The sequence below is a fragment of the Psychrobacter immobilis genome (assembly GCF_003148585.1).
Taxonomy (GTDB): Bacteria; Pseudomonadota; Gammaproteobacteria; order Pseudomonadales; family Moraxellaceae; genus Psychrobacter; species Psychrobacter immobilis.
In genome coordinates this window covers 37310-63822 of the sequence record NZ_QGGM01000003.1, presented here as the reverse complement: position 1 = coordinate 63822, position 26513 = coordinate 37310, and the positions used below count along the sequence as shown (strand labels likewise).

Sequence of the window (26513 nt, the reverse complement as noted above, 5' to 3'; positions counted from 1 at the left end):
CTATAAAAGTTGGGTTAGCATTTTATTATCTAACCACTTTTAAATACTCAGTTCATATGCGATAGATAGTAGCGCTGTTTTTATTTTGGCTATGTGAGGCTGCTCCAGATTATGAGTCGGTCAAATACTGCTGCATAACCGCACCCTACTATAAATCTCACTTCTTAAAATTAACAAGGAAGTCATTGAGAAAATTATTCCCGCACGACAATATTGAAGTAACACTTTGATTTAATAATATCCTGTCTTCGGGCAGGACTGACTGATAAAAAAGGACAATAGTGATGAATTATTATAAGGATGCTGATAGCACCGAAACCCAAGAGTGGCTGGAAGCGTTTGAATCTGTTATCAAACATGCAGACAAAGATCGTGCTCAGTTTCTGCTAAAAGCTTTATACAACATGGCAGTTCAAGAAGACCTGCCGTTCAATCGTCTCGATACCGCTTATATCAATACTATCGCCGTTGAAGATGAACCGATGTACCCTGGCGACCTAACCATTGAGCGCAAAATCCGTGCTTTGATTCGCTATAACGCATTGGCCATGGTCATGCGCGCGAACAAAAATGACGACGATTTGGGTGGTCACTTAGCGACGTTCGCTTCTAGTGCCACGTTATATGAGACAGGTTTCAACCATTTTTTCCGTGCTGCCAGCGATCATTTCGGTGGTGACATGATTTATTATCAAGGTCACTCAGCACCCGGTATTTATGCGCGTTCTTATTTAGAAGGTCGATTGACCGAAGATCAGCTGGATAATTTCCGTCGTGAAGTCGGCGGCAAAGGCTTATCAAGCTATCCGCATCCATACCTCATGCCTGATTATTGGCAGTTCCCAACTGTATCGATGGGACTTGGTCCGATCATGTCGATTTATCATGCGCATGTACACCGCTATATGGAAAACCGCGGTCTGCTAGAGAAAGAAGGTCGTAAGATTTGGACATTCTTGGGTGATGGTGAAACGGATGAGCCAGAAAGCTTAGGGGCTATTTCTCTCGCTGGTCGTGAAAAGCTAGATAACCTAATCTGGGTGGTCAACTGTAATTTACAGCGTCTTGATGGTCCAGTTCGTGGTAACGGTAAAATTATCCAAGAGCTAGAGTCTGTGTTCCGCGGTGCCGGCTGGCGGGTGATTAAAGTTATCTGGGGTGGCAAATGGGACAGCTTACTTGCTAATGACAAAACTGGCGTGCTCAGACATCGTATGGAAGAAGTGGTCGATGGTGAGTATCAGCTATACGAAGCCCGTACAGCTGAGTTCACTCGCAAAGAGTTCTTTGGTAAATATCCTGAGTTAGAAGAGATGGCTGATGCGCTATCTGATGAGGATATCTCGCGCTTGAATCGTGGTGGTCATGATCCAATGAAAGTGTATGCTGCATTCAGTGAAGCGATGAAAACCAAAGGTCAGCCAACCGTTATTTTAGTCAAAACCGTTAAAGGCTATGGCTTATCGGCTCAAACACAAGCGGTCAATAAATCACATCAGATTAAGAAACTCGATCAAGAAGCGTTGATGTATTTCCGTGATCGCTTTGATTTGCCATTTACTGACGAGCAGCTAGAGACGCTACCATTCTATCGCCCTGAAGAAGGTTCAGCGGAGATGAAGTACCTTAAAGGTCGCCGCGAAGCGCTAGGTGGTCATTTGCCAAATCGCCGCAGTGGTCATATCCCATTGAATATTCCTGAACTGTCGATGTTTGATCGGGTATTAAAAGGCAGCAATGGTAAAGAGCAATCAACGACGATGGTGTTTGTGCGCTTATTGTCAGCCATGCTAAAAAACAAAGACATCCAAGATCGCGTCGTGCCGATTGTACCTGATGAAGCGCGTACTTTTGGTTTAGAAGGTATGTTCCGTCAGTTGGGTATCTACTCTGCGGTTGGTCAAAAATATACGCCAGAAGATAGTGAAGCTTTGATGGGCTATAAAGAAGCCATCGACGGTCACATGCTAGAAGAAGGTATCAACGAAGCGGGTGCAATGAGTACATGGATTGCACTAGCAACCAGTTATTCTGTGAACGCGCTACCGATGATTCCAATGTATATCTACTACTCGATGTTTGGTTTCCAGCGTGTGGGTGATTTGGCTTGGGCGGCAGGTGACTGTCAAGCACAAGGCTTCTTACTGGGTGCAACAGCTGGTCGTACCACATTGAACGGCGAAGGCTTGCAGCATCAAGATGGCCATTCACAGATTCTATTTAACGTTGTGCCTAACTGTGTGACTTATGATCCTTGCTTCGGTTACGAGCTAGCGGTTGTGATGCATGATGGTTTACGTCGTATGTACGGTGAAGGCGAACGCGTTTATTACTATCTAACGCTAATGAATGAAAACTACGAGCAACCTGCGATGCCAGAAGGTGCCGAGGAAGGCATCAAGCGTGGTATGTATTTGCTCGAAGACAATGGTTCAACCCAAGTGCAGCTATTAGGCTCTGGCGTTATTTTACGTGAAGTACAAAAAGCGGCGCAGATTCTAAAAGATGAGTTCAATATCACCTCCAACGTTTGGAGTGTGACCAGCTTTAACGAGTTGACTCGTGACGGCATGGTCTGTGATGACTACAATCGCTTGCATCCAATGGATGAAGAGCGGGTGCCATGGGTCACTGAGCAGTTAGCGCCGCATGAAGGTATCGTCGTCGCTGCGACGGATTATATGCGCAATTATTCGGAGCAAATCCGTGCTTGGTTGCCAGATAATCGTCCTTATACGACTTTAGGAACAGATGGCTACGGCCGTTCTGATACTCGTGAAAATTTGCGTAGTTTCTTTAACGTTGATGCCGCACATATCGTGGTTGCGACGCTCAAACGCCTAGCGGATGAGGGTGAAGTCGAGATGCGTTTGGTGAAAGATGCCATCTCAAGTTTAGGCATCGATGTGGATCAGCCACCTGCATGGCAACAACAGCCTTATTATGATCATTCTCCTGATGCACCAGCACCTGGTAATGTCAATCCAAATCCTGTCCCTGAATTTGTCGCTGAAGATGATGATGAAATCAGCAATGAGGGTCGGGCTGAAGATCAAGCGGATGCGACTTTACTTAATAACGGTGATGTCAAAGAATAATAATCATAAGACTAGGAGATAAATCATGGATATTAAAGCCCCCGATTTGGGTGTTGATAGCGCCGAAGTCAGCGAAATTATGGTAGAAGTGGGTGATGTCATCGCAAAAGATGACAACATTATTCTATTAGAATCTGACAAAGCCTCGGTTGAAGTACCAAGTTCTGCTGCTGGCAAAGTCACCAAAATCAGCGTTGCTGTTGGTGATCAGGTCAGTGAAGGTATGGTACTGATTGAGCTTGAAAGTGCAGAAGACAATGTAGAAAGCAATGTAGATAATCATGACGATAGCGCTGCTGATGAAAAGAAAGAAGCAGATGCTAAGCCAGAAACAAAGGCTGAGCCTGCTGCAACTGAGTCAAAGTCTAGTGCAAAACCTGCGTCTAACGCTGGCAAAGCCACGACTTATGCATTACCTGATCTAGGTGTTGATGAAGCGCAAGTTTCTGAAATCATGGTCAGTGTTGGTGACATCGTGACTGCGGATCAATCAATTCTATTGATTGAATCTGACAAAGCATCGGTAGAAGTACCCGCACCAGTCGCTGGTAAGATTGAAAAAATACTGGTTGAAACAGGTGACATGGTTGCTAATGGTCAAGACTTTATCGTTATCATGAGTAGTGGTACAGATGCTGCTGATGAAAGTGAGTCTACATCAGATAGTGCTGAGCCAAAGTATTCAGCACCAGCCAAATCAGAAGAGAAAGCTGCTGCCAAAACAACGGGTGAGCCAAAACAGGCAGAAAAATCTACAACGCCTAATGCGGTCGCTAGTAAGCCAGCTGATAAATTGACTGAAGCACAGGTCAATGAAAAGTTGGTTGACGTATATGCAGGTCCAGCCGTACGTAAGCTGGCGCGTCAGTTAGGTGTCGATATCACCCAAGTGAATGGTTCGGCACTAAATGATCGTATTCTAAAAGAAGACTTGTTTGCGCATGTTAAAGAAAGCCTAAGCACTCAAAAAGCGGCACCTGCCAGTGGCAATGTAGCCAGCGCTAGTCTGCCAAGCTTACCTGACATGAGCAACGTTGAGATTTGGGGTGAAACAGCAACCCAAGACCTTAGCCGTCTACAAAAAGTCTCGATACCGCAGCTCAACTACAATACCTTGTTGCCACAAGTGACCCAGTTTGACTTGTCTGATATCACTGAGACAGAAAAACTGCGCGGCGAGTTAAAAGGTAGCATGAAAGCTGAAGGTATCGGCTTCACGATTTTAGCGTTCGTGGTCAAAGCGACGGCCTATGCCTTAACACAGCATCCACGTTTTAACAGTCATTTAAGCGACGATAATACGCAAGTTATCTTGCGTAAAAGTGTCAATATGGGCATCGCGGTTGCAACGGATGATGGTCTCATCGTACCTGTTATCAAGAATGTGCAGGATAAAGGCTTGAAGCAAATCGCCATTGAAATTGGTGAGCTTGCGGTAAAAGCGCGTGACAAAAAACTCACTACTAAAGATTTGCAAGGCGCAAGCTTTACCATATCAAGCCAAGGCAACTTGGGTGGCACTGCCTTTACGCCATTAGTAAATTGGCCTCAAGTGGGTATTTTAGGCGTGTCTGAGGCAAGCATGCAGCCACGTTGGGATGCTAAAAAGCAAAGCTTTGAGCCGCGTCTCATGTTGCCATTGTCGCTATCTTATGACCATCGTGTGATTAATGGGGCAGATGCTGCCGTATTTACCCGCTATATCGCAACATTGCTGGCGGATCCGCGCCGTATTTTGCTGTAAGAATCGTTTGTACTAAAAGGATCTGAAAAAAAAGACTGTCTTAGGATGGTCTTTTTTTTATGCTTAAAATTTGATACTAATAGTCGCCAGATTTTTAGTAGTTAATGACTTTAGCACAATCGTTTTTATCTATAATCATTGCCGCTTAAACTTTAAGCACAAAAAAGCCGGCGATTAAGCCAGCTTTTTTTATTCACATTGCTTTATGTTATATTAGAAAGTCTTAACAAAAGCAACGCCATATACCCAAGGGCTGATGTCAACTTCACCAAGTTCAATGGTCTCACCATTAGCTTTTACGCTGGCGTCTGTTTTGATGTCCATATAGCGAGCATCAATACGGAAGTATTCAGTTGGGGCAAAAGGTATGTCAAGACCGATATGACCAGCAACACCAACGCTATCATCAAGTTCTAATTTTTCGAAAGCATCGCTATAGATTTTTTCTTTAAAGAAAGTCGTATAGTTCACACCAACACCAACAAATGGTTTCACATTCATAGGCATGTTGTAGCCATCGAAGTGATACTGTACCGATAGAGTCGGTGGCAAATGCTGAGTTTTAGCATCGATAGTAGCATCGCCAGCAGTTAAGGTAATGTCATGATGGAATGGTGTAGCCGCTAGTAATTCAATACCAATGTTATTGGCAACGAAATATTCGCCGCTAATGGTTGGTTGAACATCACTGTCTACGTCGACACCAATAGTGCCATCTGCCAGAGTACCATTATCGCTTTTTGGGTCAACCATGTGAGCACCAGCAGCGACAGACCAAGTACCAGCTGGTACAGCAAATGCTGTGGTCATAGTAAGTGCAGCAGCAGTGGCTAAAACTAGGGATTGTAGTTTCATCATTTATTCCTTAACGTGATAGAAGATTATCGGTGGCTATCTAACGAGGGATGACATTAGGTACCGATACACAATGTTATGATTATTGACTAACCTGTAACATTACAACGCCATTATAATACAAAACCATATTTACTGTAAGGTTTTAAACGCATTTTAATGGCTTTTATGGCATAAATTTACCGTAAAAGGTATATTTGTCGAGGTAATTAAAAATTACTTAGGACAGTTAGCATTTGTGAGGCAGGACTTAGATTCTGTCATATCAATGTTACACAGAGATAATGAGTTAGAGTTTGGGCTATAGTCAATGATGCTAAACTCTCGCTGATATTTTTAGAATGTTAAAATGTCAAAAGCTTAGAGCCGGTAGTGATAGTCTCATTACTTTTCGAATGAATAACGAGAGTGGGAAAAGAGGGGTAATATATTATGCTTGGCTATTGTAGTAATTCTCCTCTACGCTGCACAAACGCACGTTCTGTAACGATATTGGATCGGATGGACTCTTGCTGTCCTGAATGCAACTTATTTTTGCTGCCTGCTCAAGATATCAGTGAGCAATTACGTGCTGACGAACGATTCTTACGCTTCGCTATCATCGCCATTGTGCTGGTGCTAATTTTGTTTGCCTACATGTATTATTTAAATTTAGTATAATCACCGATCATGCTTCATACTAAATAAGCCAGTCCTATCACTAGTAATGCTTTAAGAGCACTACATCGTCAAGTAGTGATGGGTATGAAATACTGATGGTGGCCGAGCATTAATGTCATATTCTGTGATGACTGCTTTATTATACTAATATAAGACCGGTGTTTCACCGCATAGGGACGGCATGCTATTCCAATCTATACGGCGCTTGCGTCTTTTCGTTTACGATATTCTGCAAAATGATGAGCACGATACGCTGTTTAGCCGTTGCGTTGACTACTTCTTAATATTTTTAATCATGACCAATGTAGCAGCGGTCATTGCTGAGTCGGTTGATAGTTGGTATTACCCTTATCAGGAGTATTTTACTTGGTTTGAAAATTTCTCTATCGTGGTGTTTTCTATTGAGTATTTGCTGCGTTTGTGGAGTGTGGCCGAGGAAAAACCAGATGACACTACTTGGCGTCAGCGCTGGGAGTGGTTGAAAAGTCCTTCTGCGTTGATTGATTTAGTCGCCATTGCGCCAGCTTTCCTGAATTTCTTTGTTACGATTGATTTACGCTTCTTACGTATATTACGTTTATTCCGCATTCTCAAACTGACGCGCTATTTTGCTTCGTTACGCATCTTATTGGTGGTCATCAGCAAAGAAAAAGGTTCGTTCCAAGCGGTTATTTTTATTTTAATAATTATGATTGTGACGGCATCTAGCGGCATTTACTTGGTTGAAAACCACGCCCAGCCAGAAGAGTTTGAGTCGATACCTAAAGCGATGTGGTGGGCAGTGGTGACGCTAACGACGGTGGGCTATGGCGATGTCACGCCGATTACCAATGCGGGTAAAATATTGGGTGCGGTTATTACCATATTAGGTGTGGGTCTGGCGGCATTACCTGCAGGTATTTTAGCAACTGGTTTGGCAAATGAGCTTGCTCAGCGCCGTGAAGAGCTTGAACAAGACTTTCGAGCGCAGCTGATTGATAGCGATTTTGATTTGGTGAAAAATCAGATGATGATCGATAAAATTCGCCGTGAGCTGGGACTGGATAAAGAGCAGGCGCAAAATATCGTATTGCAGGTATTACGCGAACAAGAGCTTGAGCGCCGCGAAAGAGAAGTGGAAGAACGACAAAAGAACTTTTGCCCACATTGCGGTGAGCCACTGTAAGTCTTTTATAGTAATTATTTTAGGTTTCAAAAAATGGATAGGTAAGAAAAGGGTGCAACGTTATCAGAGCTTTGCACCCTTTTTATTAGCAATAAATGGATGTTTTATGGTATTTAGATAGCTTGTGGAATGGGTAGCGCACGTGCCAATTCATGGGCGACTTGCTGCGCCGCCGTTGCTAAATCTTCGGCAGGAAGGGGTAAGTTTTGCAGCGTGAGATGCCAGTCATCCACTTCTCGGCGTAAATGTGCCACCCACAGCGTCGTACAATCACGTGGCAGTTGCTTTAGATTGACTTCAAAACAACGATTGCCCTCATCATCACTTAGATGAATCTCGCCTTTTTTGACTCTTGAAAACGGATGACCGTGGTAAGAGTTGGCTATCATAGCAATGTAGGTGATATGCGCTGGGATTTTATCTAAGTAAAGCCTAATTTGCTCTTGGTCAAGAGGTGCCAAATACATCGCTTGTTCGCCGCGATCTTTGCCATTGAGACTGTCGCCTTGATGTTTCACTGATTCCGCTTTATCGCGCAATTTTTTGAACCAAACGATATCACTGATGGTGCAATTGTCGTCATATAGTACGCAAGCCAAATCAATATCAATAGCGCTCTGGTTTTTTTTAAAGCGCTTAAACATGCCTTTTGGCTCAATATTGGTAAATTCATAGTTTAGCGCAAAAAATAAGGTTCCCGCGTCTAAGCCCAGTCCTCTTAAACTGTCTGACAGTAATGGCAATGAGGCAGTGGTCGGCATAACATTCCTTATCTACTTTCGTTCTTCATTTTTAAATAGTGGTAATCGTCTGAATACGGTTAAATTTGAGCGTCATTACCCGCAGTTGTTATTTATGATCAAAAAACTTATCCAATACGGCTTGATGTAACAATGCTGGTTTGGCATTCAATAAACCATTGCCAAAACCACGTAACCACCAAACCAGTTGTGAAGTTAGATTGACAGTGGCTTGAATGGTCAGCGTGTCATCATCCAACGTAACAGTTTGATCGTCACTGAGCTTGCTTTCAGTCAGGCTTTTGCCCGCTTGTTTGGTGAATTGTAGCTCAATAGCGGTGTTTTTGCCATGATTAGGCAGCTCACCGAATAAGGGGTGGCTAAAGCCCATACCACCAGCATCCAAATAAGTATCGAGTTGGAAACTCTCAGGTGTTTGTGCGGCGCTTTCAAGAATGTCAACGCTAGCAAATCGATGTAGGGCAAAGGTACGAATGGTAAAGTTTGGATCATCAGTACGAGTTGCCAGCAGATAAATAATCACACCGCGCTGGATAATAGCGATGGGATTCAAAAGGTATTCACTGGCCTGTGATTTATTGCTGCGGGTATAGCAGGCTTTGATTTGTAATTGATAAAACAGCGCATGGTAAATATTGTCTTTGCTATCCAAGTCAATATGCGGCGCGATTAGTGGCTGAGTGGCAGGCTCGATACGCACTCTGTCGATCCATGAATGGGTGACTTTACTGTTTTTTAGCTGCCGCCTTGCCAAGTCAAACCACGGGAATAATTCATCTAAAATAACAGGTGGTAGTAGCTGAGTTAGATTGGCTTCAACCATATTAAAGGCGACTGCTTGCGATAGATTCATGTGCGGTAAGCTTTGGAGTGGCGCGTCATCACGCCAGCGCCAGCCTTGCGGGTTGGCGTTGTTTTTTTCTATGGGAAAGCGTTTTGCCAGCGCATTTAAGTCGCGCTGGACAGTGCGCAGGCTGATGTCAAAGCCTGCCATCATCAGCTGCTCGTAGATATGGGTTGTGCCCACCCAGCGGTTGCGCTGTAGTTGCGATAGCACTTGCCACTGGCGCGCTGTCGTCGCCGCGCCATGGCGATTATCGTTATTATCTTCTGAGACATGACTGTCCGCTGCCGCTACAGTATTAGCTTGCTCAACAGAGCTCGTTTGAGCATGAGAGTGGTCGGCGTCAGTAGAATGTACAGTCATTAAGCGATAACCTTTATGAAATTACGAGTTGGCTTTTGTATAGCTTAGCGGAGTATTAACCATTCATCATCGCAGAAAAGCATCGTAGCGTCTAGGGCATGTCTTAAATTAGCACACTGACTTATTGATTGGTTTTGACAAGGCTAAATTTCACTATAAATCAGCTTATATGGCGTCAATGGGCGTTTTAGTGGCATTGTTATCGATACCTTGATTGATGCTTTGGTTGATACCTTGATCATCATTTATAACGACTTCGTTATGCTCCGCCTTGTCTTTACATTTTTCTTTTTTTCTCTTGTCCCGTTTTTTTTGACGTTTTGCTTTTTGCTTTTTTTTATCTTTCTTTTTGGACTTTTTATCATCCATACCATCGTCATTGTTATCTTGATTTTCATCCCATAACATCAGACGACTTAAAACTTTGCCAAACAACGTGTCTTTACGATAGCGACCTTTCTTGTTCATGGTATCGATAGGCAAACCAGTCATCAGCGTCAATGCTTCGCTCAGTGTATAGACACCATAAATATGAAATTCGTTCGCTTTGACGGCAGCAATGATGTCGTCACGCAGCATGAGCTGTTTGACATTGGCCATTGGAATGACCACGCCTTGCTGCCCAGTCAATTCTTGCTCGCGGCATGCATCAAAGAATCCGGCGATTTTAGAGTTGATACCGCCAACCGCTTGCACTTCGCCCAATTGGTTCATAGAGCCAGTAATGGCAAATGACTGATCAATCGGGACGTTTGCTAAGGCAGATAGCAGCGCACAGCCTTCGCTGACGGTAGCACTATCGCCATCGATATGGGCGTAGCTTTGTTCAAAAGCGAGCGAGGCGCTAAAGTTGAGCGCATGATGTTGGCTGAATAATGCGCGCAAATAGCTGGTCATAATCAGCATGCCTTTGGCGTGTAAACTACCACCCAAATCTACATCACGCTCGATATCGAGAATCTCACCCGTACCGATATTTGGTTGAATGACGGCAGTCAGGCGGGCGGGCATGCCAAACTCGCTATCGGCATAGCTGACCACTGTCAGTGCATTGACTTGTCCGACCGCGCTGCCTGTGGTTTGAATAAGCTGCTGACCGTTTTTGAGCTCATCCCAATAGAGGTCACGCAGGTATCCTGAACGCTCGTCCATATCATCGATGGCTTGTGTGACATGATAGGCATTAACAATGTTTTTTCCGCTTAAATGCGCGTGGCGGTTAGACTCATGCAATAGCTTGATTAATAAATCACTGTGCAAGCTTAAGCGGTCTTGGTCTTCTGCTTGTAAGCTTAAATGCTCAAGTAGGGCAGCTTGCGCGCTACGATCAAACGGATAGAGATTGGCATAGTCAATGATGTCAGCCATTTTTGCGACTAACGCCAATTCGTGCTCACTGCTGCGAGGCACATCATCGTGAAAATCGGCACGTACTTTAAATACCGCATCAAACTCAGGCTCAAGCTCTAACAGCTCATAATATAAGTCTGCTTCACCAAGCAAAATCACTTTAACATCAAGGTCAATGGGGGCAGGTGCTAACGATAAGCTGCCTGTTAAGGTCAGCATTTGTTCAAGGCTTGAGAGTTTGATTTTGCGTGATTGTAGCGCGCGCTTGAGACCCTGCCAAGCATACGGATGCTCAAGTAAGTGACTCGCTTCTAATAGTAAATAACCACCATTGGCACGGTGTAGAGCACCTGCTCGAATCATACTGACATCAGTGGTGACCGTGCCCAATTGGGTGATTTGCTCGACATGACCCAACAAGTTCAAATGCGTTGGTAAGTCCTCAAAGATGACGGGTGCACCATCTTCTGGGGTGTGACTGACAATGACGTTGACCGCATAGCGACTTGGGGTTGTGGCCAAAACTGCTGTCACAAACTCTTCGTCATCGCCATTGACGATGCGCTCGACATGCGTAACCATGTCGGCAAATACGGTCTTGAGATAGTCAATGACCAGCGGGTGACTGGCAAATTGCTCGTAAACAGGGGCAAATAAAGGTTGCAGTGCACGACGTGCAATATTGCGATGCAGGGCTTCTATCGCATCATTGGCTTCGTCCTCTAACTGCTCTAACGCGATGGTCAACTGACTTAAGCGTTTTTGCATATGGTTTTTTTGGACAAAGTTATTTAGCTCAGCTTCGTATTCACTATTGCCGTATTCAGTATTGTTTTTATCCTGCTCTGCATTCGTAGGATCGTTATACTCGGTGTTAGAAATGCTTGCTTTACTATTGTTAACGCTCACGGATTTATTTTTATGGCTAGCAGATGATTTGTCATCACTACCACTAATTTCTGTCGCGAGTTGACTGGGATGTACAAACACCGCTTTATTATCAAAGGAGCGAAACGTCAACGCCAAATCATATTGTTTGCCTTCTGCATTGAGCACATCATAAGCCTGACTTTCTTTTTGATGTGTGTCATTTTTGATGGCTTCGATTTTGCTTTGATATTGGTCACTACGAAAGCGTTGGCTCAATCGTTTTTTGGCTTGTTGCCATAATTGATTGACTTGCTGCTGCAATAAGGAGGCTTGCCCCGCAGGTAGTCGCAAGGCTAGTGGAGTGCGTGGATCGGTGAAATTATGCACATATACCCAGTCGTCAGGTGTGGGTGCATCGGCGGCAATACGCGTTAGCAAGCGGCTGATGACGGTGCGTTTGCCCAAGCCATTTTCACCAGCAGCAAACACATGATAGCCACTGGCTTTGATATCCAAAGCTGTTTGTAAGGCTTTTAGTGCACGCTGCTGGCCAAAGCCAACGTCTAGATCTGGTGCCGTGCGAGTATCCGAAGGCAATTCATCAGGGTCGCTATAGCGTTTTAGTTGCTCAGGGGTGACGAGGCAGCGCTGCTTGATATCAATAAAGCATGGATGCGGTGCATTCGCTGTTGCTGATTTGGTGCTTTTTAATTCAATGATGGGTGTTGCCATATTATTAGCGTCTTTTTTATTAGCGTCTCTTGATGATTGAGAGGTAGGGATGTGTGGCTGTTTGGTCATAGGTATAAATTATATCGTTTGTAGAAAGTGGCGTAGTTATTAAGTGTTATTAAGTTTACTAATGAGTGCTAATACTTGGTTTTTTCTAGTTAATTTGCATCGTCAATAAGAACATCTTACAAGATAAAACGGTGTTTTAAATAAATCATTAAAAGCAGTTTTGTATCATTAGCAGGCTCTGTTAAAAACGGCTATATAAGCAATCATTCATCATCCATTTAACGCGATTAAAGAACAATAACGCCTCAATATAGGCTCAGATAGTATAAGATGTCTCACATTGGCGCAATCTGCAACTATTCAATGGGCAGACTGCATGATAAAATAGACGGTTCACATGTCAAAACTGGATAACTCGTTGTATGTCAGACTTTACTAAAACATCTTCATCCTCTGCTAACACGGGCAATATCCGTATTGATCCAACTGGCTTTGTAAAGCTTGGCGCACAGCTGCCAGCGCTGGCGAATACCTTGGCACAAGCGGTCAATGAGCTCAAGTTATCCTTGAGTGAGACGCAGCAGCGCACATTATTATTGTACTTAGACCAGCTTTTGTTGTGGAATAAAGCGTATAATCTGACCGCCATCACTGATCCAGAAGAGGCTTTGATCAAACATATAATTGATTGTTTGGCTATTATAACGCATTTACCGTCAGGGTCACTGTTAGATATTGGCACAGGAGCAGGGATGCCAGCGGTTATTATTGCGATTTGTCAGCCAGAGCGTCAATGCACCGCACTTGATAGTAATCAGAAAAAAATTCGTTTTATTAAGCAAATCAGCAGTGAGCTTGGCTTGAATAATATGCAGCCAATTGCTTCTCGTATCGAGGCGCATGAAGCCAGCTATGACGTTGTAACTTCTAGAGCCTTTGCCAGTTTGATCGATTTTGTCGAAGTGGCTCACCCGCGCTTAGCAGATAACGGTTACCTATGCGCGATGAAAGGCAAAGCGCCAAGCGATGAAGAACTACAAGCACTAGACAATGACTGGCATATTAAGATGATTAAGCTTAAAGTGCCTCGTTTACATGATAGTCGTCATTTAATTGAATTGTCCTATAAAAATGTCTAAGCTATGAACACCTTTTAAGTGATACGTGTCGGTGACACATGGTTTTGTTGATATCTGAATGGCAAGATATTCAAAATATGGTGATACAGATAGTGCTAATTGTATAGAGATACTCGTACTGTTTACACTTATGAGTATGATGCTATGCAAAGTTTAGCGAAAAATTAATTGTGTAAGCCAAAAGTAAAATAACAGTAATAGACCCTAATTAAATTGAGTGAGTGTATGGAAATCATAGCAATTGCGAATCAAAAAGGCGGCGTGGGCAAAACCACGACGGCAGTAAATTTGACCGCCAGCTTGGCTGCGAAGCGCAAGCATGTACTGCTGATTGACTTAGACCCACAGGGTAATGCGACCAGTGGTACGGGTGTCGATAAGAATGAATTGGCACTGACAATAGCGGACGTGCTATTGGATGGGGTGTCGTTATCTGATGCTATTGTTACTAGTCCGGCGGGGTTTGATGTGATCGGCGCCAATCGTGATTTGGCTGGCATGGATATCACCCTAATGAATAAGACCGATAGCCATGAGCTGTTTAAGACAGCAATGGTGGCATTGGTCAATGATCAGCTAGCTGCTAACAAACCTGCTTACGATTATGTGGTTATAGACTGTGCACCCAGCTTGAATTTGCTGACGATTAATGCGTTAGTTGCTACAGACAGCGTCATTATTCCGATGCAGTGTGAATACTATGCACTAGAAGGCTTGGCTGATTTGTCGCAGACGATTGAGCGCTTGACGGAATTGAATCCAAAGCTATATATCCGCGGCGTGGTGAGAACATTATTTGATGCACGCAATACACTGGCTCGCGACGTGTCTGCCGAGCTGGAAGCACACTTTGGCGATATTATGTATAAAACTCATATTCCAAGAAATATTCGCTTGGCAGAAGCGCCAGCACATGGTTTACCAGTTATCGCTTATGAGAGATGGTCAAAAGGTGCGCGCGCTTATCAAAAATTGGCGGCTGAAGTCATGAAACAAAGTGACTAATATGCATGCATGTATGCATGTTTTTTAGCACCAATGATAGACTGCAAGCAAAAGCGTGCAAACAGATATTGAACATTGAATATTGTATTTATGAGTAATGAGTAAGCTGTATTAATAATTATTTGGCTTTTATTTTAGCGTTAGAGGATAGGTAATCATGGCGAAGAAAAGAGGGTTGGCTGCCAATCGAGGCTTAGATGCCTTATTGGGGTCAATCAAAAAAGAAAAGCAAATCACCGCCTCTGCCTTGCAAGACGACATGGCGGCGCGTGAGAGTACTTTGCCAGCTGAAACGCTAAACGCTGATAGATTAAATATTAGCACACCTGCTAAATCTGATAGTAATGAGACCAGTGAAAAACCAACGACCAAAGCTATTGCCTCTGACACCACTGCCAGCAGTCGAACCACACGGTCGCCGCGCACGATAAATAAAGGTACGGCTAATAAAAGTCGTGTTAATGGAACAGATGCCATTGCCTCTGAAGACCAGATCAGCTTGGTGCAAATAGATGTCACGCGTTTGCAAGCGGGTAAGTATCAGCCACGCCGTGATATGAGTGAAACGGCGCTTGCAGAGCTGGCGTCTTCGATTGAGCAGCACGGTGTCATGCAACCGATCGTTATCCGTCCGTTGTTAGCCAATGAAGACAAGAGTGAAGCATTCGTTACCCATGAGATCATTGCTGGCGAGCGCCGCTGGCGAGCGGCAAAAATGGCAGGTAAATCTGTCATTCCAGCGATTGAACGTGCTTTATCTGATGAGCTTGCCATCGCACTGGCCTTGATTGAAAATATCCAGCGTGAAGACTTGTCTGTGATTGAGCAGGCCGCTGCATTACAACGCTTTCATACTGAATTTGGTATGAGTCATGCGATGATTGCCGAAGTCGTTGGCAAGGCGCGCACCACCGTATCGAACCTGCTGCGTCTCAATCAGCTGCATGATACCGTCAAAGATCATTTGGCAAATAGCGCCCTAGATATGGGGCATGCGCGCACGCTTTTGGCATTATCCTCTGAGCAGCAGCCGATTATCGCGCAAAAAATTATCGACGGCGGTATGACGGTACGCGACGCTGAGAAGTTGGTTAAATCGATCTTGCAGCCTGCACCGAAAGCCAATCGTGCTGAGCAAACGCAATCTCGTGAGGTTGAGCGCTTGACGCAAAGACTGACAGATATGTTAGGGGCTGAAGTCAAACTCAAACACAAAAAAGATGGTCAAGGTAGTGTTGAGATATTTTTCCATAACCAAGATCAGTTAGCAGCTTTGATTAAGCACATAGAAGCACAGGCTTGATATCGCTAACAAGTTTGTCATGATGCTTTGAACTTGAGATATTTTGATAACCGCTATTTTTATAAAAATATAAAAGAGAGTCAATATGTGGGAGTTGGTAAAAGCGGGTGGTTGGTTGATGACACCTATCGTGGTGTGCTCAATATTGGCATTGGTTATCATCATTGAGCGTAGTCATACCTTACAGTTTAATAAAGTTGCTCCGAGTAGATTGCGCGAACAGCTAATCACGCGCTTACGTGAGAATGGGGATATTGGTCGTACACAGTTGATGAATGTCAAAGAAAAAACACCTTTGGGAGATATTTTAGCGACAGGGCTGCTGTATCGTCAATATGGCTTAGACTCGATGACGATGCATATGCAAAACCGCGCTAGCGTACAAGTGCATCAGTTAGAAAAAAACATCAATATGCTTGGGACCATAGGGGCGATTGCGCCACTACTGGGGTTGTTAGGCACGGTATTAGGCATTATTTCGTCATTTCTGGCGATTACTGATGGGGCGATGCAAGACCCAACGATGCTTGCTGCTGGTGTGTCACAAGCGTTGATTACGACTGCTGCTGGTATGATCGTGGCTATCCCAGCACTCGTCGCCTATCGTTATTTTCAGCGCCGTATTATCGATATTAATGCCCAGTTTGAGACGCAAGCGGGGCTCATGATTCAAGAGTTGTATGATTATCATTTGCTGGAAAATACGTCTACTGCTGGCTTGAATGTGCCTGCACATCGTGCGCCATCGGCTGACGTTGTAGATAATGAGTATACAGTGGATGGGTTAAGCTCAAATAATGGTGTTGCCGTCACTTCTTAGCATTTATTTTTTTAGCATTTATTTTTTTAGCATTTATTTCTTAGTATTTATTTCTTAGTATTTGTGACTGTTCAGCACGCCCTAATAATCCATCAAGCACATGAGTATCCAGTAAATTAAAGAGAGTGATATGCGCTTTAGAAAACCGACTGTTGAGCCGCTCGAAATTAACTTGACCCCGATGATTGACTGCTTGTTGTTTTTGATTGTATTTTTGCTGTTAGCAACGTCGTTTAATCATTTTAGTCGTTTAAATATTATTCTTCCTGAAGCTGAAGGTGTTGCGCTGACAGAAGAGAAAAACAGTATCGAAGTGGCAGTACAAGAAGATGGCAGTTATCTGGTGAACGGTATTACGCTTGCCAGTAGTAATGAGGCAGAGTTGACCAGTATGCTACAACAAGAAGCTGGTAGTAATCGTGACATGCTATTTGTTATTGCTGCGGATGCCAATGCCACCCATCAATCGGTTGTGCGAGTGATGGACATTGCGGGTAAACTGGGATTTTTGAATCTTAATATCAGTACGGTCGTGCTACTTGGTCAGCCCTTACCGCAGTAGCCTATAGCTACTTTAGTGCCATTGATAGATGCTCTTATAAAACTGTGATTTTAACGCAGTCCATTCATATGATGACCCCCAAATTGAGGCTTTTATGAGCCAAGCATATCAACCTGACTCTGCAAAAACTGCTGCTAAAAAACTATCAGCAGAGCCGTCAAACATACCTAAGCATAAGACCTTACTGCGTTTGCTGAGTTATCTAAAACCATACTGGTGGGCATTAATGCTTACTGTGTTGGGCTTTGCGATTAATGCGGCGACAGAGATTTGGATTGCCAAATTACTTCAATATATCACCGATGCCATTAATCAGAACGATCAAAGCAAACAGGATTTATTTCCATTATTGATCATTGGTCTGTTTTTTGTCCGCGGTGTTGGTAGCTTTTTGGGTAATTATTATTCTGCTCTGGTCTCACGTAATTTGGTATATGAGCTGCGAGTGGAAGTCTTTAATAAATTACTTCGTCTGCCAAGCTCTTTTTACTTAGCCAATCCTGCTGGTACCATTTCATCCAAGCTGATATTTGATGTTGAGCAAGTCACTGCAGCTAGTACAGACTCTATGAAGACGCTACTGCGGGATGGTCTGACAGTCGTCGCCTTGATAGGTTTCTTGCTTTATAGCAATTGGCGTTTGACGTTGATTTTATTCGTTGTGCTACCGCCAATATTGTGGCTTATTCGCATCGCCTCAAAGCGTTATCTAAAGTTGTCTAAGGGTATTCAAGAGACGATGGGTGATGTCAGCCATATTACCAATGAAGTGATTGGTGGCTATCAGGTTGTCAAAAACTATGGCGGTCAAGCATACGAAGCCGCACGCTTCGATAAAACATCAAAAAAGAACTTACGCCAAGGCATGAAGGTCGTGGTGACCAACAGTATCAATACGCCAGCAGTACAGCTGCTAATGGCTGTCGCCATGTCAGTTGTGGTGTGGCTCGCACTACGCCCATCGGTGATTGACAATATCTCAGCGGGTGAGTTTATCTCATATATCGCCGCTGCAGGTTTGCTGAGCAAGCCGGTACGCTCATTAACTGATATCAATCAAAAACTACAAAAAGGTATCGCGGCAGGTGAGTCGATTTTTGCCTTGTTAGATGAGCCAGAAGAAACAGACACTGGTGTGCTTAGCCCTGCTTTGACGGGCGAAATCAAGCTGGACAATGTCAGTCTGGTTTATCCTGACTCAACGGTCGCTTTGCGTGACTTTACGTTAGATGTAAGAGCGGGTGAGACGGTTGCATTGGTAGGGCGAAGTGGTGCTGGTAAGTCATCTTTAGTAAACTTACTGACGCGCACCTTATCGACCTCTTCTGGGCAAATTACCTTGGATGGTATACCGATTGAAGACATTAAGCTTGAGAGCTTACGGGCGCAGATTGCGATGGTCAATCAACAAGTAGTTCTGTTCAATACCACGGTATTTAACAATATTGCTTATGGTGGCTTAGCCAATAAAACCCAAGCTGAGGTTGAGCGTGCCGCAAAAGATGCCTTTGCTCATGATTTTATTATGAAAATGCCAAACGGCTATCAAAGTGAAATTGGTGCTGAAGGTTTGCAGCTGTCTGGCGGGCAGCGTCAGCGCTTATCTATTGCTCGTGCGCTATTAAAAGATGCGCCGATTTTAATTTTAGATGAAGCAACCAGTGCGTTAGACAATGAATCAGAGTATTACATTCAGCAAGCGCTTGATAATGTGATGAAAGATCGTACCACGTTAGTTATTGCACATCGACTGACCACTATTGAATCAGCCGATCGTATCGCCGTGTTAGACAGCGGTCAAATCGTCGAGTTAGGCACGCACGATGAGCTTATGCAATTGCAAGGTCATTATGCGCAAATGTATGAACGCGACTTTGAATAAAATTATTGGACTATTCTTTGAGCAGCTTTGACGTTCAAATCGTGCTAAGTTAAAGTTTAACTGAATAGGTAAGTGGTCAATTATCATGAGTATTGAAACGACAGTGACGCGTGCCTGGCAACGTCAAGCCGCTTGGCTATGGCTATTGCTACCTATTAGTTGGTTGTACGGACTTATCACCACGCTGCGTCGTCAAGCTTATAAAGCTGGGCTGTTATCAAGTTATCGTGCGCCTGTTCCCGTTATGGTGATCGGCAATATTAGCGTGGGCGGTAGTGGAAAAACACCATTGATTATTGCCTTGGTTGATTATCTAAAAGAACATGGAGTAAAGGTAGGGGTTATCAGCCGTGGTTACGGTGGCGACACCAGTCAAATGCCTGCTTTGGTCGATGCCGCCAGTTTGCCCAATGTGGTAGGAGATGAGCCTTGTTTGATTGTTAATATGACAAATGCGCCCATGGCAGTATGTCCCGATCGTAAGCAAGCAATTATGACCTTGTTAGCTGCCCATCCTGACTTGCAATTCATTATTGCCGACGATGGCTTGCAGCATTATGCACTGCAACGTGACATTGAATGGATTGTGGTCGATTCAGCACGGGGCTTTGGTAATCAACAGCTCTTGCCAACAGGGTTTTTACGTGAACCCATGTCGCGATTGCAGGGTGCAACTGTCATCTACCATGAGCCACTAACAATAGATCCAGTGGACAAGAATAAAGATAATAGCAATCTGTACCGAGCCCATCGTTTGACAATGCACTTAGAGGCGGATGCTCTGCAACTCTTATGGCAACCTACTTTATCTTATTCTCAAATTGATGCACCTAAAAAGGGTCATACAGTGCATGCGGTGAGCGGTATTGGTTATCCGCAGCGGTTCTTTAATACTTTAAATTCGTTAGGCTTCGATGTCGTTGGACATGCTTATCCTGATCATTATGATTTTGAGTTGGCGGAATTGTTGCAGTATACCGAATATCCAATCGTAGTCACTAGTAAAGATGCGGTAAAAATAAGAGCGTTGCTGTCGAAAGCTACTACTGATAAAGCGCTAAATAATGAATATCAAGAGCTGATAAACAGACTATGGGTGCTGCCAGTAACCGCCGAACTCTCTGACAGCTGTTATGATAATCTGCAGCAACAGCTAAAAAAGCTAGGTATTGATATCGCAAACAATGACAATACCAATAACAGTACCAAAGCAAATAATAGATGATGCTTTAAACCGTATAAAAATAGCTATAGGAAACCCCATGTCGTCAGTGATTATGCCCGCCAAAACTCACATTGTTATCCCTGCTCGTTTTAAAAGCACAAGGCTGCCCGGCAAGCCATTACTAGAGATACATGGTAAGCCGATGATTCTTTGGGTTGCTGAAAAGGCGCAAACAGCGCACTTCGCTGATGATATGTGTATTGCCACGGATGATGACGATATTGCCAAGATATGCATGGATGCAGGGTTCGATGTGGTGATGACCAGTAGCGAGCATGCTTCAGGCACTGACCGTTTGGCAGAAGTTGCCGCCATCAAAGGGTGGGCTGACCATGATATCGTGGTTAACATGCAAGGCGATGAACCGTTAGTGCCACCGTTATTACTGGAGCAGGTAAAGGCGCTTTTGGTCGCAGACAGTGATAGCGTGATGGCGACTTTGTGTGAGCCTATCGACGACTATGAGACTTTTATGCGTCCATCAGTGGTCAAGGTTGTCAGTCAACACGCTAATGACTTGCAACGTGCGCTTTATTTTAGCCGAGCGCCCATTCCTTGTGATCGTGATGTCATATTGTCCAATGATAATCATAGAAACCCACCAAAAAATGCTTATCGTCATTTAGGGCTATACGCTTATCGCGTCCGTTTATTACAGCAGTTTGTGCATTGGCCGCAAACGCCACTTGAGACACTTGAAAGCCTAGAGCAGTTACGCGTTTTAGAAAATGGAGCGCAGATTGCTATTTCAGTTGCCGCTTGTCATCTACCTGCAGGGGTCGATACCCAAGAAGATTTAGACCGCTTAAACGCCATGAGCTTGACTGAATTTCAGAGTCCCATTGGATAAATAGCCTAAGCGAAAATATTTCATCTAAAGCGTCATGAACACGCTATATCCTGAATAATCAAGCGAAGTGATAGGACGTTAGCTATGAGTGATAAGACGCAAAATACAGGCACAATGGATACTACAGACCACATTTATTTCGCCGCGTTATTGCCATGGCAGCAAAATCTGTGGTCGCAATTGACCAAGCGAGTTTTGACATCACAGCAATCTTTGCCACATGCACTATTAGCTGCTGGTATGCAGGGTATGGGCAAGCGAGCTTTTGTATGGCGTTTGGTTGCTTGGCTATTATGCCGTGAGCGTGATAGTCATCCCACAGGGGCTTGCGGCGCGTGCGAAAGTTGCCAATGGCTAAGATCTGGCACGCATCCAAGCTTACAGGTATTGCCACTGATCAGTATGCCAATCAGTGCAGACAATGCTGATAATAAAGAGAAATTAAGTAACGCTGCAAAGGATAACAAATCATCCAAAACAGCTAATAATAGTGCTCTTAAGATTAAAGTGGATGATATCCGTAACTTGCAGCCTTTTATCTACCAAGGTGGTCAAGGGATGCGTATTTGTGTGTTAGACCATGCAGAGCAAATGACGATTGCCGCGGCCAACGCGCTACTCAAAACCTTGGAAGAACCACAAGCTAGAGTCCATTTATTTTTGATCAGTGATACTCCAGCACAACTACTGCCCACCATTAAAAGTCGGGTGCAGCAGTTGCCATTACAGACCATTCAGCCTGTGATCGCCGTTGACTATGTGACACAGGCACTTGGCTCTACGGTCAATCGTGAAGCGGTCGGAACGGCTGCGATTGAGCAGCTTATCCAATTGGCAAATGGCGCACCTTTGGCAGCAATAGCCATGGCACAAGCGCCATGGTATAGCAAACGTGCGCTATGGTTGACGACGTGGCAGGCACTGCGTAGTGGTAAACGTAGTAGTGTGGCAGCCAGTGACTATTGGCAAAACCAATTGAGTATCACGGAATTTATTCAGCTGTCTGAGCTGATGCTACTTGATATGCGCCGTGTTTGCTTAGGGCTTAATGAGCTTCAAAAAGACGTCAATCTATCCGCTGTATTAGAAAAGCATCCACCTGATAATAATGGCCTAGCACTTTTTTCTAATAGCTTACAGCAGACAAAAATCGCTCTGCAACAAAATGTGCAAGAAAAATTTGCCTATGATAAGCTAATGCAAGAATTGGCTTGTTTATAAGAAAATCTGCCTTGATAGCAAATAAAAATACCAAACTTAATGAAGGAAGCTGACTATGGCCATGCCAGGACGCGGCGGGATATTAACCTGCCACATTGAAAATATCGAAATGTTATATGCCAGCTACTTGTCCTTTGTCAGTAATGGCGCATTATTTGTGCCATCCAATGACGCTCAGCAGCTAGGTAACGAGGTATTTATCGCCATCACTTTACCCAATTCTAGCGAGCGTTTGCCTATGAATGGCAAAGTGGTTTGGATTAACGCCAAAACTCAAGGTGGTCTACCGGCAGGTTTTGCGGTACAGATTGGAACTGATATTGCAGGTCAAAGAATTAAAAACGAAGTTGAGCGATTATTGGCGGGTAAAATAGATGGTTTGCAGTCCACCTATACCATGTAATTATTTATTGTACTTGTAATGGTTTTGATGAATGTTAGACGACTATTATTCAACAAACAGTATAAAAAAAGCCACCTTATATATCGATAAGGCGGCTTTTTTTATGAGCATAAGACTAGGGCGTGTCTTCATTTTAAAAATGGTGATAAAAATTGCCGTCAAACAATAAAGGCAATGCCAATAATATCGAGATATCAATAAGCTGTTTGACTATCCTTGGCAAAATGTAGCCATTATTAGCCAATTTAGAGGACAATCGATTAAATTGAGGACACACCCTAAGTAAAGCTATTATATCTTTTAATAGCGCGGTGGCACATACATATCATCTGGAATAGGCTCACGGTAGTATTCGTCATCACGTTTACGATCGGGTAATTCTACCTCATCACGTGGCACTTCCTTATAAGGAATTTGTTCGAGTAGATGAGCAATACAGTTTAGCCTTGCGCGTTTTTTATTGTTACCTTCAACCACCCACCAAGGTGCTTCAGGGATATGCGTTCGCTCAAACATGGTCTCTTTAGCCTTGGTATAGTCTTCCCAACGGCGGCGTGATTGTAAGTCCATGGCTGAGAGCTTCCATTGCTTGAGCGGATCATGAATACGGCTCATAAAGCGTGAATGCTGCTCATCATCAGTGATCGAAAACCAGTACTTCACCAAGCGAATACCTGAGCGTACTAGCATACGTTCAAACTCAGGCACTGACTGAAAAAATTCTTCATACTGTGCATCGGTACAAAAACCCATCACACGCTCAACCCCCACACGGTTATACCAACTGCGGTCAAACAGCACAATTTCACCAGCAGCAGGCAAGTGGGCGACATAACGCTGAAAATACCATTGTGATTGCTCACGTTCCGTCGGTGCAGGTAGGGCAGCCACTCGACACACACGAGGGTTTAAGCGCTGCGTGATACGCTTGATAGCGCCACCTTTACCCGCTGAGTCACGACCCTCAAATATGACAACGATACGCTCACCGCGATCAACGACCCAGTCTTGTAACTTAATAAGCTCGCGCTGTAGCCTTACCAACTCTTGAAAGTACATACGACGATCAAGTCTTTCTTGCTCACTCATTTCGCGCCCATCAAAACGAAAGTCACGCACATAATCATCTATCTCGTTTTCTAGCTCTTCATCATAAGTATCGATGAGGTCTTCGTGCATCTTACGCCGCAACTGATCATTAAAAACCTCTTTATCCATACGCTCGATAAAACTGTGTTGCTCAGGTGAGCTAAGTTCCTGACGCTCTTGTGGCGTGAGGGATTTGGGATTGATGGACGAAGGTATCTTACCCATAAAAAACTCCTAATCAGTGTTGTTATGATTTTTATTGGTTATCCTCTTACTTTAGCATAACTACCGATAGAGCTATGCGTTGGCTACGTTTCATTATTGTGTTGTTAGCAAGACCATGACTAATATCCAGTTTTGAGTAGTGAATGGGCATAAAAAAGCACCCTTTAATCCATCGATTAAAGAGTGCTTTAAAGTATTCATGCTAACTATTGACTGATAATACCAATCAAATAATAGCAGTCAAAGAGTTATTTCTCTAAGATACAAGTCACGCCCTGACCACCAGCTGCACAGATAGAGATTAGTGCACGACCTGAGCCTTTTTGATCCAATAGCTTCGCTGCAGTGGCTAGGATACGACCGCCCGTTGCGGCAAATGGATGACCCGCAGCTAACGACGAGCCATTCACGTTTAGCTTGCTACGATCGATAGAGCCTAGTGGTGCATCTAGTCCTAGGCGCTCTTCACAGAATTTTTCATCTTCCCAAGCAGCTAGTGTTGATAACACTTGTGATGCAAATGCTTCATGGATTTCATAAAAATCGAAATCTTGTAGTGTTAGACCTGCACGCTCAAGCATACGCGGTACGGCATAAGCAGGTGCCATTAATAGGCCTTCTGTGGTGCCAGATTTACCAATGAAATCAACGGCGGCCGTTTCTTGATGAACGATATAAGCCAATGGCTTAAGACCACGCTCTTTTGCCCACTCATCGGTTCCTAGTAGGACACAAGAGGCACCATCCGTTAACGGTGTAGAGTTGGCTGCTGTCATCGTTGGGTTGGCGTTCTTTTTACCAAACACAGGCTTTAATTTAGCCAGTTTTTCCAAGGTGGTATCAGGACGCAAGTTGTTATCGCGCGTCAGACCTTTGTATGGAGTGATTAGATCGTCGAAGAACCCTTCATCATAAGCGCGCGCTAGGTTTTGATGACTGTTAAAAGCAAGCTCATCTTGTGCTTCGCGGCTGATGTTCCACTCAAGTGTGGTGATGGCTTGATGGTCGCCCATTGATAGACCAGTGCGTGGTTCACCATTTTGTGGTGAATCGATTAAGTCTTTTGGATTTAGACCCATTAACGCTTTTAGGCGTTGTTTGTTGTCTTTAGCCGCGCCCAGTTTGATCAGTACTTTACGTAGACCATCACCAATCGCGATCGGTGCATCAGAGGTCGTGTCTACGCCGCCAGTAATTGCTGAATCGATAAGACCCAGTGCAATTTTATTGGCAGAAGCAAAAGTCGCTTGCAAGCCAGTACCGCAAGCTTGTGAGATATCGTAAGTTGGCGTATGTGGGTTGAGCGCTGTGTTAAGCGTGGCTTCGCGAGTTAGGTTGATGTCACGGCTTAGTTTCATGACGGCACCAGATACCACTTCACCCAACACTTCGTCTTGTAGGTTATAGCGTTCAATCAAGCCATCTAATGCAGCTGTCAACATGTCGGTGTTGCTAACGTCAGCGTATGAACCGTTCGAGCGTGCAAATGGAATACGGTTGGCACCTAAGATAGCCACGCGATTTTGACCAGAAACGGCTTTGGTTTTGCTGGTTTTTTTGGCAGCAGATGCTGGCTTTTTCGTAGTAGAAGCTGGTGATTTATCATTCGCTTCTGTGGTGCTAGAAGACTCTTTATTACTAGAAGACTCTTTATTAGAGGTGTCTGTAGCTGTCGTGCTTTTAGCTTTTTTAACAGCCGTTTCTGTTTTGGCGCTGTCTGATTTATTATCAGTAGATTTTGACGCACTGGCTTTTACCACTGTGCTTTCAACAACAGGGCTATCAGGGTGATTGTTTTTATTACTCATAATATTATCCTTAAAAAATATGGGCAGAAGAAAAGAGGGTAACAATAGTAAAACTAATGATAATAAAAATGATTACATTAAAAAATTCAATAATCGAAAATAAACAAGAAGCAAATATTATCACTTATTACGCAGCATAACTGTTTATGATAAGACGTTTTTACGACCTTACTGTATATCTTTGGCAAACTATGTGACGCTTATCTAAGGTCGGTATCAGCTTTGAAAGACATCAATATGACTTTCGTAGACTGGCTAGTATCGATTATTGGCATTGCATAACGATAGATTTGATAATATATTGTTATCGATAATTGCATTTGCTATAACTTATAGGTCTGATTTTAGCACAATGTGGTGATTTTTAAATCCAGAAAAAGTGACCGTCTTGTATACTGAGTTGTTTACAGATTGTTGTAGACATTATCGGTTTTTGGACTTGTTTAAGATGGCAGTGTATAGTTAGGCCAGCTTTAGACTCATTTACTAAATATCAATAATTATGAGGTTATTGAGTCTATATAATAGGC

General features: G+C 43.8%; 19 protein-coding genes. 13 read left to right on the top strand and 6 right to left on the bottom strand.

Annotation, left to right across the window (positions count from 1 at the left end):
- Positions 1 to 284 precede the first annotated feature (284 nt).
- On the top strand, positions 285 to 3098 hold the full coding sequence (aceE, locus tag C8D84_RS03675) for a pyruvate dehydrogenase (acetyl-transferring), homodimeric type (protein ID WP_109590152.1): 2814 nt from the start codon (positions 285 to 287) through the stop codon (positions 3096 to 3098).
- A 25-nt stretch (positions 3099 to 3123) separates the two neighbouring features.
- Positions 3124 to 4842 carry a 2-oxo acid dehydrogenase subunit E2 gene (locus C8D84_RS03670; RefSeq protein WP_109590150.1) on the top strand — a complete coding sequence of 573 codons (1719 nt, stop codon included), beginning with the start codon at positions 3124 to 3126 and terminating at the stop codon, positions 4840 to 4842.
- A gap of 213 nt (positions 4843 to 5055) precedes the next feature.
- Here C8D84_RS03670 and C8D84_RS03665 read toward each other — a convergent pair whose 3' ends face one another.
- Positions 5056 to 5697, bottom strand: a complete 642-nt coding sequence (locus C8D84_RS03665; RefSeq protein ID WP_109590148.1) for an OmpW/AlkL family protein — start codon at positions 5695 to 5697, stop codon at positions 5056 to 5058.
- A gap of 841 nt (positions 5698 to 6538) precedes the next feature.
- Here C8D84_RS03665 and C8D84_RS03660 point away from each other — a divergent pair.
- Complete coding sequence (locus C8D84_RS03660) at positions 6539 to 7522, top strand: ion transporter (RefSeq protein ID WP_087814355.1); 984 nt, start codon at positions 6539 to 6541, stop codon at positions 7520 to 7522.
- 113 nt (positions 7523 to 7635) lie between these two features.
- Here the strand turns inward: C8D84_RS03660 and C8D84_RS03655 are convergent, their stop codons facing one another.
- The 3 genes from C8D84_RS03655 to C8D84_RS03645 form a co-directional block, all read right to left on the bottom strand.
- A complete protein-coding gene (locus C8D84_RS03655) occupies positions 7636 to 8283 on the bottom strand; it encodes a TerD family protein (protein ID WP_109590146.1) in 648 nt (215 codons plus the stop codon).
- Positions 8284 to 8371: 88 nt separating this feature from the next.
- Complete coding sequence (locus C8D84_RS03650) at positions 8372 to 9490, bottom strand: helix-turn-helix transcriptional regulator (RefSeq protein WP_109590144.1); 1119 nt, start codon at positions 9488 to 9490, stop codon at positions 8372 to 8374.
- Between the two features lie 165 nt (positions 9491 to 9655).
- The gene (locus C8D84_RS03645) at positions 9656 to 12511 is read right to left on the bottom strand and encodes an ATP-binding protein (RefSeq protein WP_109590142.1); all 2856 of its coding nucleotides are present in this window, start codon (positions 12509 to 12511) and stop codon (positions 9656 to 9658) included.
- A gap of 362 nt (positions 12512 to 12873) precedes the next feature.
- Between C8D84_RS03645 and rsmG the strand changes: the two genes are divergently transcribed.
- From rsmG to C8D84_RS03595, 10 genes are all read left to right on the top strand, one after another.
- A complete protein-coding gene (gene rsmG, locus C8D84_RS03640) occupies positions 12874 to 13590 on the top strand; it encodes a 16S rRNA (guanine(527)-N(7))-methyltransferase RsmG (RefSeq protein ID WP_109590140.1) in 717 nt (238 codons plus the stop codon).
- Between the two features lie 225 nt (positions 13591 to 13815).
- Positions 13816 to 14595, top strand: coding sequence for a ParA family protein (locus C8D84_RS03635; RefSeq protein ID WP_109590138.1), 780 nt, complete (start codon positions 13816 to 13818; stop codon positions 14593 to 14595).
- Positions 14596 to 14752: 157 nt separating this feature from the next.
- Positions 14753 to 15898: a ParB/RepB/Spo0J family partition protein gene (locus C8D84_RS03630; protein WP_109590136.1), complete on the top strand. Its 1146-nt coding sequence runs from the start codon at positions 14753 to 14755 to the stop codon at positions 15896 to 15898.
- Positions 15899 to 15983: 85 nt separating this feature from the next.
- Positions 15984 to 16718 (top strand): MotA/TolQ/ExbB proton channel family protein, encoded by a 735-nt coding sequence (locus C8D84_RS03625; RefSeq protein ID WP_109590134.1) that lies wholly within the window; start codon positions 15984 to 15986, stop codon positions 16716 to 16718.
- A gap of 130 nt (positions 16719 to 16848) precedes the next feature.
- Complete coding sequence (locus C8D84_RS03620; protein ID WP_109590132.1) at positions 16849 to 17280, top strand: ExbD/TolR family protein; 432 nt, start codon at positions 16849 to 16851, stop codon at positions 17278 to 17280.
- A gap of 94 nt (positions 17281 to 17374) precedes the next feature.
- Entirely contained in the window at positions 17375 to 19162 is a 1788-nt protein-coding gene (msbA, locus tag C8D84_RS03615; protein ID WP_109590130.1) for a lipid A export permease/ATP-binding protein MsbA, read from the top strand.
- An 85-nt stretch (positions 19163 to 19247) separates the two neighbouring features.
- A complete protein-coding gene (gene lpxK, locus C8D84_RS03610) occupies positions 19248 to 20387 on the top strand; it encodes a tetraacyldisaccharide 4'-kinase (protein ID WP_109590128.1) in 1140 nt (379 codons plus the stop codon).
- A 37-nt stretch (positions 20388 to 20424) separates the two neighbouring features.
- Positions 20425 to 21237, top strand: a complete 813-nt coding sequence (gene kdsB, locus C8D84_RS03605) for a 3-deoxy-manno-octulosonate cytidylyltransferase (RefSeq protein WP_109590125.1) — start codon at positions 20425 to 20427, stop codon at positions 21235 to 21237.
- Positions 21238 to 21321: 84 nt separating this feature from the next.
- The gene (locus C8D84_RS03600) at positions 21322 to 22458 is read left to right on the top strand and encodes a DNA polymerase III subunit delta' (RefSeq protein WP_109590123.1); all 1137 of its coding nucleotides are present in this window, start codon (positions 21322 to 21324) and stop codon (positions 22456 to 22458) included.
- Positions 22459 to 22513: 55 nt separating this feature from the next.
- Entirely contained in the window at positions 22514 to 22861 is a 348-nt protein-coding gene (locus C8D84_RS03595; protein WP_109590121.1) for a PilZ domain-containing protein, read from the top strand.
- Positions 22862 to 23161: 300 nt separating this feature from the next.
- On the opposite strand, the gene ppk2 is transcribed toward C8D84_RS03595, so the two are convergent.
- Entirely contained in the window at positions 23162 to 24175 is a 1014-nt protein-coding gene (gene ppk2, locus C8D84_RS03590; protein WP_228139068.1) for a polyphosphate kinase 2, read from the bottom strand.
- Positions 24176 to 24423: 248 nt separating this feature from the next.
- The gene (locus C8D84_RS03585) at positions 24424 to 25983 is read right to left on the bottom strand and encodes an acetyl-CoA C-acetyltransferase (RefSeq protein WP_109590119.1); all 1560 of its coding nucleotides are present in this window, start codon (positions 25981 to 25983) and stop codon (positions 24424 to 24426) included.
- Positions 25984 to 26513 lie beyond the last annotated feature (530 nt).

What these genes read in the sequence shown, in the direction of transcription:
- C8D84_RS03620 (WP_109590132.1), top strand. Translation starts at nt 16,849, where the DNA reads ATGCGCTTTAGAAAACCGACTGTTGAGCCGCTCGAAATTAACTTGACC.
- C8D84_RS03585 (WP_109590119.1), bottom strand. Translation starts at nt 25,983, where the DNA reads ATGAGTAATAAAAACAATCACCCTGATAGCCCTGTTGTTGAAAGCACA.
- rsmG (WP_109590140.1), top strand. Translation starts at nt 12,874, where the DNA reads ATGTCAGACTTTACTAAAACATCTTCATCCTCTGCTAACACGGGCAAT.
- C8D84_RS03655 (WP_109590146.1), bottom strand. Translation starts at nt 8,283, where the DNA reads ATGCCGACCACTGCCTCATTGCCATTACTGTCAGACAGTTTAAGAGGA.
- C8D84_RS03635 (WP_109590138.1), top strand. Translation starts at nt 13,816, where the DNA reads ATGGAAATCATAGCAATTGCGAATCAAAAAGGCGGCGTGGGCAAAACC.
- kdsB (WP_109590125.1), top strand. Translation starts at nt 20,425, where the DNA reads ATGTCGTCAGTGATTATGCCCGCCAAAACTCACATTGTTATCCCTGCT.
- C8D84_RS03660 (WP_087814355.1), top strand. Translation starts at nt 6,539, where the DNA reads ATGCTATTCCAATCTATACGGCGCTTGCGTCTTTTCGTTTACGATATT.
- C8D84_RS03645 (WP_109590142.1), bottom strand. Translation starts at nt 12,511, where the DNA reads ATGACCAAACAGCCACACATCCCTACCTCTCAATCATCAAGAGACGCT.
- C8D84_RS03600 (WP_109590123.1), top strand. Translation starts at nt 21,322, where the DNA reads ATGAGTGATAAGACGCAAAATACAGGCACAATGGATACTACAGACCAC.
- aceE (WP_109590152.1), top strand. Translation starts at nt 285, where the DNA reads ATGAATTATTATAAGGATGCTGATAGCACCGAAACCCAAGAGTGGCTG.
- ppk2 (WP_228139068.1), bottom strand. Translation starts at nt 24,175, where the DNA reads ATGGGTAAGATACCTTCGTCCATCAATCCCAAATCCCTCACGCCACAA.
- C8D84_RS03650 (WP_109590144.1), bottom strand. Translation starts at nt 9,490, where the DNA reads ATGACTGTACATTCTACTGACGCCGACCACTCTCATGCTCAAACGAGC.
- msbA (WP_109590130.1), top strand. Translation starts at nt 17,375, where the DNA reads ATGAGCCAAGCATATCAACCTGACTCTGCAAAAACTGCTGCTAAAAAA.
- lpxK (WP_109590128.1), top strand. Translation starts at nt 19,248, where the DNA reads ATGAGTATTGAAACGACAGTGACGCGTGCCTGGCAACGTCAAGCCGCT.
- C8D84_RS03625 (WP_109590134.1), top strand. Translation starts at nt 15,984, where the DNA reads ATGTGGGAGTTGGTAAAAGCGGGTGGTTGGTTGATGACACCTATCGTG.
- C8D84_RS03665 (WP_109590148.1), bottom strand. Translation starts at nt 5,697, where the DNA reads ATGAAACTACAATCCCTAGTTTTAGCCACTGCTGCTGCACTTACTATG.
- C8D84_RS03595 (WP_109590121.1), top strand. Translation starts at nt 22,514, where the DNA reads ATGGCCATGCCAGGACGCGGCGGGATATTAACCTGCCACATTGAAAAT.
- C8D84_RS03670 (WP_109590150.1), top strand. Translation starts at nt 3,124, where the DNA reads ATGGATATTAAAGCCCCCGATTTGGGTGTTGATAGCGCCGAAGTCAGC.
- C8D84_RS03630 (WP_109590136.1), top strand. Translation starts at nt 14,753, where the DNA reads ATGGCGAAGAAAAGAGGGTTGGCTGCCAATCGAGGCTTAGATGCCTTA.